Annotated in this window: 14 protein-coding genes and 1 pseudogene; 5 read left to right on the top strand and 10 right to left on the bottom strand. The window is 47.4% G+C overall.

Annotated elements, in window-relative coordinates; all coding sequences use genetic code 11:
* The 4 genes and pseudogenes from RH89_RS29695 to pstB all read left to right on the top strand — a co-directional run.
* Positions 1-94, top strand: a pseudogene (locus RH89_RS29695) (phosphate ABC transporter substrate-binding protein); the annotation flags it as partial.
* A gap of 81 nt (positions 95-175) precedes the next feature.
* Positions 176-1,105 (top strand): phosphate ABC transporter permease subunit PstC, encoded by a 930-nt coding sequence (gene pstC, locus RH89_RS15395; RefSeq protein WP_004403859.1) that lies wholly within the window; start codon positions 176-178, stop codon positions 1,103-1,105.
* Positions 1,106-1,125: 20 nt separating this feature from the next.
* Complete coding sequence (gene pstA, locus RH89_RS15390; RefSeq protein ID WP_038125012.1) at positions 1,126-1,980, top strand: phosphate ABC transporter permease PstA; 855 nt, start codon at positions 1,126-1,128, stop codon at positions 1,978-1,980.
* A gap of 49 nt (positions 1,981-2,029) precedes the next feature.
* A complete protein-coding gene (pstB, locus tag RH89_RS15385) occupies positions 2,030-2,779 on the top strand; it encodes a phosphate ABC transporter ATP-binding protein PstB (protein WP_004403855.1) in 750 nt (249 codons plus the stop codon).
* 95 nt (positions 2,780-2,874) lie between these two features.
* Here the strand turns inward: pstB and RH89_RS15380 are convergent, their stop codons facing one another.
* From RH89_RS15380 to RH89_RS15350, 7 genes are all read right to left on the bottom strand, one after another.
* Positions 2,875-3,588, bottom strand: a complete 714-nt coding sequence (locus RH89_RS15380; RefSeq protein WP_004403853.1) for an IclR family transcriptional regulator — start codon at positions 3,586-3,588, stop codon at positions 2,875-2,877.
* 109 nt (positions 3,589-3,697) lie between these two features.
* On the bottom strand, positions 3,698-5,011 hold the full coding sequence (locus RH89_RS15375) for a TRAP transporter large permease (protein ID WP_004403850.1): 1,314 nt from the start codon (positions 5,009-5,011) through the stop codon (positions 3,698-3,700).
* Positions 5,012-5,013: 2 nt separating this feature from the next.
* Positions 5,014-5,505, bottom strand: a complete 492-nt coding sequence (locus RH89_RS15370) for a TRAP transporter small permease (protein WP_004403849.1) — start codon at positions 5,503-5,505, stop codon at positions 5,014-5,016.
* A gap of 69 nt (positions 5,506-5,574) precedes the next feature.
* Positions 5,575-6,543, bottom strand: coding sequence for a TRAP transporter substrate-binding protein (locus tag RH89_RS15365; RefSeq protein ID WP_038146278.1), 969 nt, complete (start codon positions 6,541-6,543; stop codon positions 5,575-5,577).
* A 166-nt stretch (positions 6,544-6,709) separates the two neighbouring features.
* Entirely contained in the window at positions 6,710-7,681 is a 972-nt protein-coding gene (locus tag RH89_RS15360) for an NAD-dependent epimerase/dehydratase family protein (protein ID WP_004403845.1), read from the bottom strand.
* A 44-nt stretch (positions 7,682-7,725) separates the two neighbouring features.
* Positions 7,726-9,996: an FAD-dependent oxidoreductase gene (locus RH89_RS15355; RefSeq protein WP_004403842.1), complete on the bottom strand. Its 2,271-nt coding sequence runs from the start codon at positions 9,994-9,996 to the stop codon at positions 7,726-7,728.
* 208 nt (positions 9,997-10,204) lie between these two features.
* Positions 10,205-10,594, bottom strand: coding sequence for a winged helix-turn-helix transcriptional regulator (locus RH89_RS15350; RefSeq protein ID WP_004403837.1), 390 nt, complete (start codon positions 10,592-10,594; stop codon positions 10,205-10,207).
* A gap of 146 nt (positions 10,595-10,740) precedes the next feature.
* On the opposite strand from RH89_RS15350, the gene RH89_RS15345 reads away from it, so the two are divergent.
* Positions 10,741-11,151, top strand: a complete 411-nt coding sequence (locus RH89_RS15345) for a GFA family protein (RefSeq protein ID WP_022595784.1) — start codon at positions 10,741-10,743, stop codon at positions 11,149-11,151.
* Positions 11,152-11,191: 40 nt separating this feature from the next.
* Here the strand turns inward: RH89_RS15345 and RH89_RS15340 are convergent, their stop codons facing one another.
* From RH89_RS15340 to RH89_RS15330, 3 genes are all read right to left on the bottom strand, one after another.
* On the bottom strand, positions 11,192-12,187 hold the full coding sequence (locus RH89_RS15340; protein WP_004403828.1) for a S1 family peptidase: 996 nt from the start codon (positions 12,185-12,187) through the stop codon (positions 11,192-11,194).
* Between the two features lie 1,231 nt (positions 12,188-13,418).
* Positions 13,419-14,423, bottom strand: a complete 1,005-nt coding sequence (locus RH89_RS15335; protein WP_004403826.1) for an ester cyclase — start codon at positions 14,421-14,423, stop codon at positions 13,419-13,421.
* 49 nt (positions 14,424-14,472) lie between these two features.
* Positions 14,473-15,354: a carbohydrate ABC transporter permease gene (locus RH89_RS15330; protein ID WP_004403824.1), complete on the bottom strand. Its 882-nt coding sequence runs from the start codon at positions 15,352-15,354 to the stop codon at positions 14,473-14,475.
* Position 15,355: the final 1 nt, after the last annotated feature.

The following is a 15,355-nucleotide window of genomic DNA, read 5'->3' as shown; positions in this document are numbered from 1 at the left end:
ACCATCAGCAGAAACTCAGAAATTCCTAGACTGGATGGTTGCTGCTGAAGCGCAATCTCTGGTAGCGAAGAAAGGCTACATCACAGTTAACTAATTAAAGCTGTACGAACACTTTGCTCAGCCCGCGAGGGCTGAGCGTTTTCCATTTCGAAACTTTCGAATATGAGTATTTTTTATGACCATCGCGATTAATAGTGAAAAGTCTATGAATGGCGAAAATGCATCAAAACCGCGTCAGCTTCGCAGACAAAAGCGTGTTGACTGGCGTGAACGCATTTTCCACTCTTTGTTTCTTAGCAGTGCCATTATCGGTATTGTTTCTCTTGCCACCATTGCTTACTTCATCTTTGCTGAAAGTATCCCAGCGTTTCAGGAAGCAGGCGTAACAGGCATTGTAACCGGGCAAGACTGGCTACCTCCAGCGCTATACGGTGTCGCAACCATGATTGTTGCATCGGTAGTATCGACCTTTGGCGCTGTGATTGTCGGTGTTCCTATTGGTGTTCTCACCGCGATTTTTATTGCGGAAATCGCACCGAAACGCTTGGCAGATATCATCCGTCCTGCGGTCGAGCTTTTGGCTGGTATTCCATCTGTAGTTTACGGCTTCTTCGGCCTGGTCATCATCGTCCCTTTGATTCAGCAAGTGTTTAATGTACCTGCGGGTAACACCATTCTTGCCGGTATCATTGTGTTGGGTGTGATGATTCTTCCTACTGTTATCACGGTTTCAGAAACCTCGATTCGCGCCGTCCCAAGAACATACAAAGAAGGTTCTCTGGCACTGGGTGCATCGAAAATCTACACCATCTTTAAACTGCTTGTTCCAGCCGCTCGCTCCGGGATCATGACGGGCGTGATTCTGGGGATTGCCCGCGCTCTGGGTGAAACCATGGCAATCATCATGGTAATGGGTAACGCGCCAGCAATGCCTGAAGGCATTCTGGATTCTGCCCGTACCCTGACGGCGAACATTGCGATAGAAATGTCTTACGCAAGCGGTGTTCACGCAAGTGCACTCTACGCAACGGGTGTTGTGCTTCTGGTATTCATCATGGTGTTGAACGCTGTGCTTCTTTACCTGAACCGTGAGAAGGCGAAGTAATCATGAATAATAATCAAGCAATGAAGCTGAAGCAGGCACGCAATTTCAAAGACGGTGTGCTCAATACATTCGTATGGATCTCGGCAGCGTTAACCGTCGGGTTTCTGTTCTGGATCATCTGGTACATCTTGTCCAATGGCTTAAAACATGTTGATTGGGCATTCATTACCGACAACTACACTCGCACAGGCGACGAGCAGGGTATTTTCCCGATGATTGTGTCGACCATCTATATGGTTATCGCGTCCATCGCTGTGGCTGCTCCGCTGGGCATCATGACTGCTATCTATCTAACTGAATACGCCAAAGTCGGTAGCAAGCTGGTGAAAATTATCCGTTTCTGTACCGAATCGCTGGCGGGGATTCCGTCGATTATTTTCGGTCTGTTCGGTATGACGTTTTTCGTGGCGATTCTTGGCTTAGGCTTCTCGATTCTCTCGGGTGCGCTAACACTGAGTATTCTGATTCTGCCAGTGATCATCCGTACTACGGAAGAAGCACTGATGGCGGTGCCACAAACTTACCGCGAAGGCTCTTACGGTCTTGGCGCATCGAAAATCTACACTATCTGGCGCTTGATTTTGCCAAGTGCAATGCCAGGTATTCTTACCTCGGTCATTCTTAGTATTGGTCGTGTCATTGGTGAGTCTGCTCCTGTCTTCCTGACAGCGGGCATGGTTGCTCGTATCCCGGATTCTTTGCTGGATTCTGGTCGTACGTTAACCGTCCACCTATACAAGCTGACAACGGAACTGTTCACCATTGAAGAATGGAATCAGGCTTATGGAACAGCCACTGTCCTTATCGTCGTGGTATTGGTCATCAACATGATCACCAAACTGATTGCAAAACGCTTTAACACTGCAACGTACTAATTCCGCCGCAGCAGACTGACACAGAATTTAAGAATTGAGAGCAAGAAAAATGAACAAGTTTGATATTGAAAATCTAGACCTTTACTACGGCAGCAATCAGGCCCTGAAAAGCATTAACCTGCCAATCCCCTCTCGTCAGGTGACCGCATTAATCGGTCCTTCGGGTTGTGGTAAATCCACCCTTCTGCGTTGCCTGAATCGTATGAACGATCTGATCGAAGGCGTGAAGATTGAAGGCAAGCTGGATATGGATGGCGAGAACATCTACGGCAACATCGACGTAGCGGATCTTCGCATCAAAGTGGGTATGGTTTTCCAGAAGCCGAACCCATTCCCGATGAGCATCTACGAGAACGTGGCTTACGGCTTGCGTGCTCAGGGTGTGAAAGACAAGAAACATATCGATACTGTGGTTGAAAGATCACTTCGTGGTGCAGCATTGTGGGATGAGGTGAAAGATCGTCTGAAGTCGCACGCGTTTGGTTTGTCTGGTGGTCAGCAGCAACGCCTGTGTATCGCACGTACCATTGCAATGGAACCCGATGTGATTCTGATGGACGAACCGACTTCTGCACTCGACCCAATTGCCACCCACAAAATTGAAGAACTGATGGAGTCTCTGAAGCAGGACTACACCATTGTGATCGTGACGCACTCCATGCAGCAGGCACGTCGTATTTCAGACCGTACCGCTTTCTTCCTGATGGGTGAATTGGTTGAACACGATGACACTCAGGTGATTTTCAGCCAGCCGAAAGATGATCGCACACAGGGTTACGTGAACGGCGACTTCGGCTAACAAACGGCTTTATCAGAACCGCTTTTACTGGCATAGACTTATAACTATAAGCGATGGTAACTCTTGCCCCTCCACTGGAGGGGCTTTTTTCTACCCTAACAGTTTGCGTTAGTTTTAATCTCTTCAATCAGGGCGTTAAGTTGAACTACGTATTCCTGATGGTTGGCGAAAGGAACTTCAAAGTCTGTAAAAGCGACGCCCGCGGTAGCGCCTTCAATTGAAAATGAACTGGCAATATTCACCACAGCCTGCTGTTCATCCTGATGGAGTATGTAGCCATCGGCGCGGATCTGCTTTATCTGAGACTGGATCTGAGCTTTCTGAGGTTCTGTCCAGTGGGCTATTCGGGATTCGATTTCTTCGTCATCCAGATCCGCCAGAAGTACCTGTCCAATGGACGACTGAGAGACATGGTAAATATGGTAACCACCTAACCCTTCCGCTGGGCTTTGATCTGCTTTTGCGTGGTACATATAGACCACCATATCTTTCCACAGGACTCCGATAGCCAGAGTGCGATCCGTGTAATTGGTTCGGATGGCAACACTGGTGGCACTGCGAAACAAAACCGAGCTATGAAAGCTTTGGGCCGCCAGCAAATGCACTGCAGGACCGGGCATGTATTTCTTCTGCGCATTCTGTTCTGCCATGCCGATGGATTTTAGCGTTCTGAGTAATCGGTTTACTCGTACGACGTTAATGTCCAGACGCTCTGCCAGCTCTTTGTTGCCAAGTGGGGTATCGCTGGTGGTCAGTTCCTGAAAACAGCGGATCCCATCAATTAAGCTTTGGTTTGGTTGTGACGACAAAGTACTTCTCCTCAAAATCAGGAAGAAGGCTCACGAAACTTCGCAAGTCTTCTTCTGTTTCTAATCATGCCATTCCTTTGGCTTTATACTCAAGTAACCTCAACAAACCCTAACCACCCGTAACCAATGCAGGAAGGAACAGTGTAATAGTCGGGACAAAGGTAATGATCAACAGCGTAATCAATATGGGCAGATAGAACGGAATGATCGCCCGCACTAATGCGCCATAACTCACCTTAGCGATGTCCATCATAATGAAAAGAATCACCCCAAATGGCGGGGTAATCGCACCAATCAACAGGTTAAAAATCATCATGACGCCAAACTGTGTGGGGTCCATTCCAATGGCTTCAACCAAAGGCAGCAGCGTCGGGACACCAATCAGCAAGATGGCGGTTGTTTCCAGCAGCAGACCAGCAATCAGCAACATGCCATTAATCATTAAGAGCAGCACGATGGGGTTGTCTGAAATAGCCAGCAACGCTTGCTGAAGAGTCGCTGGGACATTCAGTACCGATATCAGCCATGAAATTGGCGCAGCGCAGGCGAGAATAAATACCAATGCGCCAATGGTGTAAACCGTTGCTCTCAATGCATTAATGAAATTGCTGTAGGTGAGCTCTTTAGTGGATAAACCGAGTACCACCGCATAGATGGTCACGATAGCCCCTAATTCTGTTGGTGTTGCGACACCCGTCAGCAGACCGCCAATCAAAATAATGGGGGCGAGCAGACCGGGCAGCGCTTTCCACGCGGTATAAAGCACGTGCTTGAACGTGGCTCTGGGCTTTACCGGAGAATAAACCCGACCCGTCACCGACAAGAAGTAAATCAGCAACATCAGAATGCCGCCCAGAAACAGCCCTGGGATAATTCCGGCTAAGAACAGTTTGGCAATTGATTCACCCGAAAGCACCGCGTAAATCACCATGATGACGCTGGGCGGAATGATAGGACCAATGATAGACGACGTCGCCGTGACCGCCGCGCTGAACGCTTTGTCATAGCCCGCTTTTTTCATCGCTTTGATTTCAATGGTGCCCAACCCGGCGGCATCAGCGGTAGCCACACCAGACATACCGGAAAACACAATCGAGGCGAGAATGTTCACATGCGCCAGACCACCATGGATATGCTCCACCAACGCGCGAGCAAAGGCGAAGATGCGATCGGTAATGCCCGACACATTTAACAGGTTACCTGCCAGCACGAACAGGGGAATGGCAAGCAACGGAAAACTTTCCAGAGAGGGCGGAATGCGCTGCGGGATGATTTTGAGACCAGCAGCCGAAAACAGTGGCATACCACCTGTCCATTTCTGAATCAGAATGAACACGACGGCGGCGGTTAGCATCGCAAAGGGAACGGGCATGCGAAGGAATATCAACCCGAACAGAATCGCTAAAAGTAGAAGTGCTTCCATAGTTAAACCAATGCCTCCTGATCCGCTTTGCGTTCAAACATAACGTCATAAGTGATGGACATGCAGATGGAGACGAAGCAGTAGATCAAAGGGACCGAATTGTAGAACGCAATTGGAAAGTTCATCGGCAGTGAAATAGTACTGCGGCGCAGCTCGGTTTTAATGATTGGGCTGATGTGAAACAGCAGAGTAATCAGAGTGACCACAGTAATGATCGACATGATGATACTGAGCGCGCGAGCAATCTCCCCTTTAGGGAATAAATCGACAATGATGTGCCTTTTCTCTTTAGTCGCAACCGCAGCGGATAGGAGCGTCAGCAGAATGAACATGATGGTGACGGCTTCTTCCATCCAGGCAATCGGCGCGTTAAAGAAAAAACGGGCAATAATTTGATAAGCAATGGTGGCAACAATAGCAAGGGTCAGAAACATGCACACAGCCATTTCAATTTTGCCCTGCCAGCTAATCAAGGACTTAAAGAATTTTTGCATTCGAAACTCCTGTGAAATGCATGGGTACGGGCACGCTCAGTTAGGTAAGAAGAAGCGTGCCCTTTGTAGTTATAGTTTCTGTACCGCTTCAAATAAGCCTTTTTTCCACAGACCCTGATCTTCCACCTTGCTAACGGCTTTCAGTGCCGCTTCGCGCAGAGGAGCTGAGTCGTATTCATTGATGGTGGCACCAGCCGCCTTCATCTTAGAAAGCACCTGCTCTCGGCGGTTAGTCGCATCATCGTATGCCCATCTGGACGCGTCCTTGGCAGCCTGAACCAGAAGCTTCTGATGCTCTGCAGACATGCTGTTGAACTTGTCTTCATTAAAGACGATGGTCGATGTTGCCCAGACGTGGTTAGTCAGGTAGATGTTAGGAGCAACTTCATGAAAACGCTGAGCAACAGCCGCAGTTGGGGGGCCTTCCGCGCCGTCTACAATGCCGGTACTCATAGCCAGATACACCTCGCCCCACGCCACCTGAGTTGGCTGAGCACCTAATGCTCCCCATAGCTCAAGGTATGACTGGATTTGCGGGATACGCATCTTTCTGCCTGTGAATGCACCATCTTTACCAAGTGATTTCACAAGGTAAGCGATACGAGGTTCAGTAGGTCCGGCAGAAAGGACACGGATGCGATCTTCTGTGCGCATTTCTTCCGTTAGCCCCTGAAACAGCTCGCTGTCGAAGAAGTCAAACATATGTTGACCGTCGCGGAACGTGAAGCCCCAGGTCAGGATCTGAGTATCGGGAGCATACGAAGACAACCACGCTGCGGCAGTTCCCAGCGCATCGACAGAACCAGAGGCAATCTGATCCATCACCTGCGGTGGTGTTCCTAATTGCGTACCCGTAATGTAATTGACTTTGATTTTGCCGTCAGAACGCTGTTCAACCAGCTCAGCAAAGTGTTTGTTCATCTCGTCCATTGGTGAACCAATGGAGTCGGCGTTAACAAGAACGAACGTTTCAGCGGCAGCAGAAAAGGCTGCTGATAATGCTAAAACTCCGCCCAGTAGTGTGGATTTCATATTCATAATCTTCCTTAATCGTTGTGAACACGATATGCCTATTAGGTTTACCTGCATAAAGGTCAGCAGACCCTGTTGAGAGCGGTAAACGTTATGGATTTCAAACGAGTAGTTTCAAATTCTCCTTGTTTCACTATCGGTTATTTCTGAAAGGTTTGCTTTCAACTTATTGTTATTTGTTCTGCGCAACTTCTTTGAGCATCGCGCTAAAGCTGTATTGGGGTTGATAGCCCAACATCTGCTTGATCTTTTTGTTACTGGTCACGTAGCGAATCGCTTTACCGGGCATGTAGACATTGGTAACCGGCAACCCAAGCTGGTCAGCGATTTGAGGCACATCTTTGTCGAACTCGACCACGTCATCCGGTTCCAGATTGAACACCTGATTCGCCGCGTTTTCGTGAATGGCTGCCAGCAGGACGCCCGCCGCTGTGTCTCGCACATCACAGATGTGCATCATGTAAGGTTTGTTGTCTTCTTCACCATACTGAATGATGATTTGCTCCCCCTTGTCTGCCAAAGGTTTCAGCTTGTCTGCGACCTTCTGATTTCCGAAGAATTCCAGTTGCCTGATCTTCCCACTCAGGAAGAAACGGGCACCAGAAAAGAAAGAGTTGGGGTCGATAAGCTCGTCAGCCGACTGAGTATGAGGGAAACGAAGGACACAGGTTTCCAGCCCCTGCTGCTGGTAGAAAGCCACCAGATCTTCGCCTAACTTCTTGGTCAGTCCATAGAAAGAGCTGGGATTGCGAGGGTGATCTTCCGTGATCGGCAAGAACTTTGCGTTGATTTCCGGGTAGACTTCTCCGGTACTGGCAAACACAAAACGCTTGATGGTGTTCTTTTGGCTGGCAGCTTCAAGCAACATCTGCGTCGCGGTAACATTCGCCTGATACATGGCACTGTTGTCCTGCTTTCGCCAAGACATAAACGCTCCGATATGAAGAACAATTTCAACGCCCTCCATCGACTGATTCAATAACTCTGGATCACTGAAATCTGTCTGAATGTGAGTGTATTGCTCCGCCTCTAAGCGGCTTTCCTGCAAATCCAGCCCTATGACTTGATTGCCTGAATCCAGAAGCTGCTGTGCGAGCACCGATCCAATCCGACCTGAAGCACCTGTCACAAGATACGTTGTCATCCTAATTCCACCTTTTTAATTTCTGTTCTTTTTAGCCTAGAAGGTTATTCATCTATACGAATACCAAAAACCGCAACCGGTGCTCCCTGAGAGTTTCTGAGTGAAAGCCCCAGCTTCTCTAAGGGCTTTTCAGGGTTGAGCTCAATCCGGATTACACCCATTCGGTTGTCGTGGATCTGCCGATAAAGCTGACCATTTACAAAGCACCGAATCTGGTGAGCCAGAAGAGGCATGACCCGATCGTGATGGCGGTATTGCACGCTTTCCAGCGGGTGGTCGTAATCGCAGTCCAGGTACAGCGTCAGAGTTTTAGCTGTTACGGGCTTGTCCCATTCCAGCGTAATATTCGGATATGGGTCGCTCGGTTTTGCCATCCAAACGTTGGGCAATGCTGTCGGTCTTAACGCCCCTTTGGTTAAAGACTGTTTCGAAAACGAGTGCAGAGAAGTTGCCGACTGAAAGGCTATGTTTTGACCTTTTGGTCGTCGCTCCGGAACCCAGAACTCAAAACTGTCGACACCTAACCCTTCAGGTGCGTCCTGTTTCGCTTTAGTACTGACTTTTGCCAGCCCACCTTGCTTAACGGTAAGAATCCCGGCGGCGAAATCCTGACTTAGCCCTATGGACACTAATGGGTTTTTCTTGAAGCAGACGAATTGGTACTGGCTGGCAAACTCACCCTGTAGAGGAATGCTTATCAGCTGCTCACCAGAAGTCAGCGTGTGTTTGTGCTCGGCAACCACTCTTTCCGGGGTGTGATTGCTTGGCTTTTCGGCTACCCGAATCTCAATGGTCAGTTCGGTGGGTTCACTGGCAATGCAGGGCACAGTAATAAGGTGATCCCCAGAATTGGTAACAGGCAAAAGCTGACCGTAACTCTCATTGAGTGGCTTCCATCCACCGGAGTGTTCAAAGCCCGTCAGTCGGTATTCGGAACTGACAGTAATCTTCGCTTCAGAGACCAGATTATCGTGACTTAATGCATCGAAGTCCGGCACATAATGCCCGTCTGCTGAGAGCTGATTTTTCAGGGTATGCATCAGCTCAGAATCAGGCAGTTCATGTGGTAGGGCATTGTGTTTTTTACACACGGCTGCCGCTGTGCCGATTGCCTGCCCAACCGCCGATGAAGTGGCCATCACTCTTGTACTGCCAAACGCAACGTGCGAAGCAGAAAGTAACCGACCATTTAGGAACAGGTTACGAATGTTTTGGCTATACATACAGCGGAATGGGATGCCGTAGATGCCCTTTGCGTGGTATTGGTTGCAACCTTGCTCCTGACCGTAAATGCCGTCAGCAGGGTGAAGATCAATCGACCAGCCACCATGAGATACTGAGTCTGAATGCGGAATTTGCTGAACGATGTCTTTTTGCGTCAGCATGTAGGCACCTTCACCGCGTCGGCTTTCCCGTTTTCCGGGTATTGTTCCGACCCATTCCAGCGCAAGGTTTCTGGCTTCAGGAAACTCGCCGGAATTTTTAATGTAGTTCCATACGCCGTAGACGATCTTCTGAAGCTCAATTTTGATCTCTTCGGACTGATGAATGGTATCCAGCCTTCCACCCCACTCAATCCACCAAAGCGAGCAGCCATGCTCTGATGTTTTAAAGCTGCGATAACGGGGGATTAAAGCGGGAACGTCTTTAAGAGCAAGTTCCGGTGCCACATAGTCGACAGGGTGACCAACGTCTTTGGAGTAGAAATACAAAGAGTGCCCCAGCAGCTTGCCATAGTCTTCGCCGGGAGCCATGGGCTCATCAAACTCCTCAGCCTGTTCTGCGCCCATTCGATACGCAGCACCAGACAAGTGGACCAAAATTCCGTCACCGCTTGAATCGGCAAACAGTGAACCTGTAACGTGATACATGGTGCTGTTTTGAGAGTTAAATCCGTGCACTTTACGGATCTGGTTATCGGAACTTTCGCAGTGAAACACCACGGTGTTCACTAAAAGCGTCAGGTTGTCCTCTCTGTCTGCCCAGTCTTGCAGAATAGAGTCGAAGATCACCGGGTTGCCCCCCGGATTTCGGAACTGATTTTCAAGCAGAAGCTCGTTAATGATCCCGCCTTCGCGAGCCCAACGATTGTTGTTTCCACCATGAGATGTCGCCCCTAACACCCAGAGACGAACTTCACTTGAGGCGTTTCCGCCCAATACCGGTCTGTCCTGAATCAGAACAACCTTAAGCCCGTTTCTGGCAGCAGCGATGGCTGCGCAAAGACCAGACAGCCCTCCTCCGACAACAACTAAATCCGAATCGAGATTCTTTATTTTTAAGCTTCTTGGCTCTGAAGCAGACTCTTTAATCATATTTAATTTCTATAATAGTAATATCTATAATAGAAATGATCATAAAATAACCACTCATCAAATGATGTGACTCAAGTAACAAAAATGTTAATAGCGATGTTGGGACGGAAAAGTGAGGATCTTGGGCGAATCTAACTCTTTGAAAAATAAAAAATGCCTGACGGAGTCAGGCATTGGATTCAGGTATTTGAATTAGAATTTAAACTTCTTATTTAGGAGGGATCTCTTTATCCATGAACCATTGAGGAGGAATCCAGGTTCCATCGATATGCTTGTTACTCCAGCGAGAAATGGCTTGAAGGATCGGCAATATTTCCATGCCTTTGTCTGTAAGCAAATATTGGTAGCGTTTTGGACGTTCCTGATAAAGCTCTTTGGTGATAAGCCCTTCTGACTCCAGTTTTTTTAGTCTCTCTGCCAGTCGGTTTGTCGGGATATGTTCTGGTGAATCAGCCAGTTCACCATAAGTCTTTTTACCGCAGTGCAAGTCCCTCAGAACCACAAGTGTCCACTTGTCACCAAAGATATCTAACCCGTTAACAATCGGGCATCCAGAACGCAAAAATGCAGGTTCGCTACTCGAACTAGTGTTACTCAAAAGGTGCCTCCATGCATAAATTATGTGTTCTTCGGAGTATAAAAAAGTTACTTGCAAAATTGAAGTGACTTATTTAATGTTAAAGATACTTCAATTTCGTAAGTAACTGAGCCAACCGTTCACATGAACAAACAAGGAGAGGTGTCATGAGCAAATTAACAGGGCGGTGTCTATGTGGACATGTTCGCTATGAATGCAATTCAGAAGCAATTATGGGCGGTCATTGTCAATGCAAGGACTGTCAGAAAATTAGTGGCTCTGGCCACATGTCTAACATCGCAGTACCAAGAGGAAGTATTACGTTTTACGGGGAAATGGCTTTTCACGAGAAAGAAGCAGATAGTGGAAACATGATCCGTAGAGGGTTTTGTCCAAAGTGTGGGAGTCACATTTATGCGGAAAACTCTGGTATGCAGGAGATGGAGTTTATTCGAGCGGGCAGTTTAGACGACCTTGAACAATTCCAGCCAAGCATGGTGGTTTATTCCGACAGCGGCGCTTCCTGGGATCACATGCCAGATGAGCTGCCCAAATTTGGAGGTATGCCAAAAATGTAAAAACCGGGCATCTGAAATGCCCGGTATAGTCGACTGGTTATTAATTACAGGTCTTAATAAACGACCAGATTCCCCAGTAATCGTAGTATGGGTTGTAGCCCCACTGGTTGTAGTTAGACTCGAACAGGAAGCCATTCACTACAGCGCGATCACCTACATAGTAGAACTTGTACGGATCCCATTGACCTACACCAGCACACTCATCCGCTGGCGGCGGTGGTGGAGGAGGTGTTGTACCACCGCCATCAGGTGTGATTCCTGATTTCTGGGTGATCCAGGAAACGTAATCCGTCACGTCAGTAAAGGCGGTTGCGGATGTACAGTTTTCCAGCCCCCAGCTAACTGCGCCGAAAACGTAATAGTCGCTGCCAGAACGGGCAACCCAAGGACCGCCACTGTCGCCGTTACATGAGGTAGACGAACGGTCGTAACCACATATGTAAGCGCCAGATACGGAAATGCCGTTCATCAGGCTGGTACATTCAGAATTGGTCACCACTTCCAGGTTCGTCGCCTTCAGTACCGGGCTTCCGGCGTTGGAATTGCGGCTGGTTCTGCCCCAGCCAGATACTTTCAGGCTCTGACCCGGAGCAGCCAGGCTGGCTTTGATTTGAGGAGTTGGCAGTTTCGCTGGTGTATAAGCGGAACTTACGTTGCTGGACAATCGAAGCAACGCAATATCGTTTCCGTTTGCCAGACTACCTGTCCAGTTTTCGTGGACATAAATTCTCGAAACCTGATGTGTTTCCCCTTGCGACGTTCTCAGGTCTGATGCACCAATTCGAATCTGCACCGAGCCAGCGGATGATCGTTCCACACAGTGTGCCGCGGTCAGTACCCACTGAGGTGAAATCAGAGTACCGCCACAAAATTGCCGCCCCGATGAGACTAACGCAACTTGGTACGGCACGGTGGAATGGTTGACGGTTGACCCGCCAATTATTCTCGGTTCCACACTTGGTTCTGCAGCCTGGACTTGTGCCATGCCTAAGGCTGTAACGAACAGCGCGGTAAGCAGGCTGTTTTTTCCTTTCATTTTATTATTTCCTTTCTACATAGACTTGTTACTCAGAAAGTCGTACCTGACTTTCTAAACGAAGCCTGCAGAGACAGCTTAACTAACTGCAAGCGATACACTGACCGACGCCTTCCCTTGCACTGGCGTCAGTCTGGTGTGCTTTTTTCTTGGTGCTATTAAAAATGCAAAGTGACTATTATATTTATTCTTACTATATGAAATGAGTTTCCCTTGTTTTTTGGTTAGCTTTAAAGTAAATAATTAAGTTTGATTTGATTTAATAAATACTAATTGAAAGTCAGATATTAATTATCGACTTTTAAATTTGGTGGTTATTTAAATAGGGGAGTGGCGTTTAAATTAAAAATTCTATTTAGTTAATTGTGAGTATTGTCACTAACGGTATTTTTGTATGGAATTGAAGTCACAGTGCAAAGTTGAAATTCAATTTGATGGTGGTTTCTTAATGTGATTTTACTTCTATTTTTAAATTGTGGTCGATAACTTAATGTTTATATAAGGCGTTGTTTTTAAAGGTTTGTACAGGTATTTTGTAGAGGGTTTTGAAATTACTCCCACTGAATTCTACGTTTAGTGTACAGGTATGTTATATGACTTTTTATTTGAGTGATTGATAATTTATAAGGTTCTAATATTTATCAATTGAGATTATTTCCCATTTAATATTTGAAATTGATCTCATAACTATTTTATAAATTGATTCTTTTTTGATACATGGATAAATGTTGACTTTATTCTGAAGGTTTATCTATTTTATTTTTTAGAAAAATTTCATTTCAACGCATTATTAATACAGAATATTAAAACTACCAATTAACCACTCTTATATTGTGTATTTAATAAGCCAAATAATAAATTTTATTTAAGGGGTGTTTTTGAAAGAGAAAGTATATACCCAAGTGACCTCAAGATGCAGGATTCAGAGCCTCATATTCTGTTTCAGTTCAAGCCTCTCTATACCAAAATCAGGAACGCAGCGGAATGACTGGTCCTTTCCAAGTTCTTTGACGATGAAATGGGACAGAATATGGGCTCCCAAGGGCGAGTTTAACTGACTTTCATACTGCGTTACCGATTTTTGATTTAGAGCCACTAGATCTTCAAATCGGTGTCTTGTCTGAAAGCCAGTTCCCTATTCTTAAATAGAGAAGTCGCTGAACCGAGTATCTTGAGGTCACTTGGGTATGAAGCCAGCATTTCGCTGGCTTGGGTTACTAAACTATTCTATTCATTCTGCTCCTGCATTTAGCCGACCAAGAACATCCAGCCCTTGTTGATGCCAGAAATGCAGCAGGTCGATGAAAATCCAGTTTTCAGCCAGTTTGTCGCCATCGCGTCGGTAGATGTCGATCACTCGCATATCCACGGGTTTATTGAAGGCGGGCATGCCCATAAAGCCGCCTTTTGGGGTTAGCGTTAGATTTGGCCATCCAAAGAAACCACCGAATTCCCCTTCGGCTAAACGGCAAATATGCCCGTTGAAGATTCGGTCATCAAACGCTTCACGAAAAGGACCAGAATGCTGTTTGGCGTAACGTTCGATGGTGTAGCTGGCACCGATTCCGGCTGGTCCCCACCATATCATGTCGTCGTGCCACGTCAGTGCCAGTTCTTCCTCCAGAGACAGCGCATTTTTCCAGTTACCAATATCACTGATCATACTGTTAATGAGTGCCAGTGTTTTATCACTTTCCTCCGGTGACGGTGTATCAATCATCACGCCGTTGTGTGTCATCGGACCGGGTTGCACCATAAATGCCCCCGTTTGTGGCGGAAACGGGTTTACTCCCGCCTGAACCATCAGATGAGGAATGTCAAAGAACATCGCGGTTTGTTGAATTTTGCCATTCGAGACTTCATGAAACTCGCAGTAGCGTAAAAATGCCATCTTATGAGTCGCTGGAATCCCGAGCCAGTTTTGATCCAAAAGCCCCATTAAGTGCCCCATGGAAACCACCCAAACAGAGGAGTCATCGGACAAACTGTTTTGTGCCGCCATCAGCACGTCTTGTCGGCGCTGAATACGTTTTAGGGATTGCTTCAATGGCTGCCAGAACGATGTACTCAATTCATTCAGTGAGTTGATTTCATTGAACGGATGGCACCCTCGCCATTGGTAATGTTCTGAGGTGTGGCGCGCCAGTACTTCCTCCACATTTTCTGGGCTGGCGTTGTCTAGCTCTTTGAAAAATGCCAATACAACCTGTTTGGCATTTTGAGTGTCTGATGACATGAATTTTCCTTATATAACCTGAATCTTGAGGTCACTTGGGTGTAGAACGTTAGCCTTTCACTGCGCCAGCGGTCAGTCCTGATACAATCTGACGCTGGAAGAAAAGCACTAAGAAGAACAGAGGCACCATGGCAGACACTACTGCGGCAACCGCAAACATCACATTGCCTTCTACCTGAGTTGTGCCAAGGAAGCTGGCGATCTTCGGAATCATGGTCTGATTATCCTGGCTGAGCAGCATACCAGTGACGGCAAAATCGTTGTAAGCCAGCAAGAAACTGAACAGCCCGGTCGTGACCACCCCCGGCCACATCACCGGAATGATCACGTGACGAAATGCCTGAAAGCGAGTGCACCCATCCACCATGGCACTCTCGTCCATGTCTTTCGGGATATTCAAAAAGAACGAATGCAACATCCACAAGGTGAAGGGCTGATTGATGGCAACCAGCACTATGATCGTAGTAGGCAAATGCCCCCATAAATTCCATTCGAAGAAGGGCAGCAGGTAACCGGACACCAAGGAGATGTGTGGCATCGCGCGAAACACCAACGCAATCATCAAAATCCATAATGAATAGCGAAAACCGGAGCGCGCCAGCGCGTAGCCGCCCAATGTGCCAATGGTCAGAGAAATCACCACCGCACAAACCACCACGACCATGGTGTTTATAGAAGCGACCCAAAAGCCTTGTTCTACCCATGCGCCGTAATAACCCTTGAAGGTGAACTCACTGCCTGTTTCGACCAGAGTTTTTACCCCATAGATGGCGTTCATCCAGTCAGACTTTGAAAAGAAATCGCCCTGAACTTTAAAGGAGCCCCAGGTGGTCCAGAGGAAAGGTCCTGCCGCCACAATCAACCATCCGATCACAAATAAAATCGAGGCGGTTTTCAGCCATGGGGATTTTTTATCTATTGCTTGTTCCATG

This window comes from Vibrio nigripulchritudo ATCC 27043 (assembly GCF_000222685.1).
Classification (GTDB): domain Bacteria; phylum Pseudomonadota; class Gammaproteobacteria; order Enterobacterales; family Vibrionaceae; genus Vibrio; species Vibrio nigripulchritudo.
This window is presented reverse-complemented; position numbering and strand designations above follow the sequence as displayed.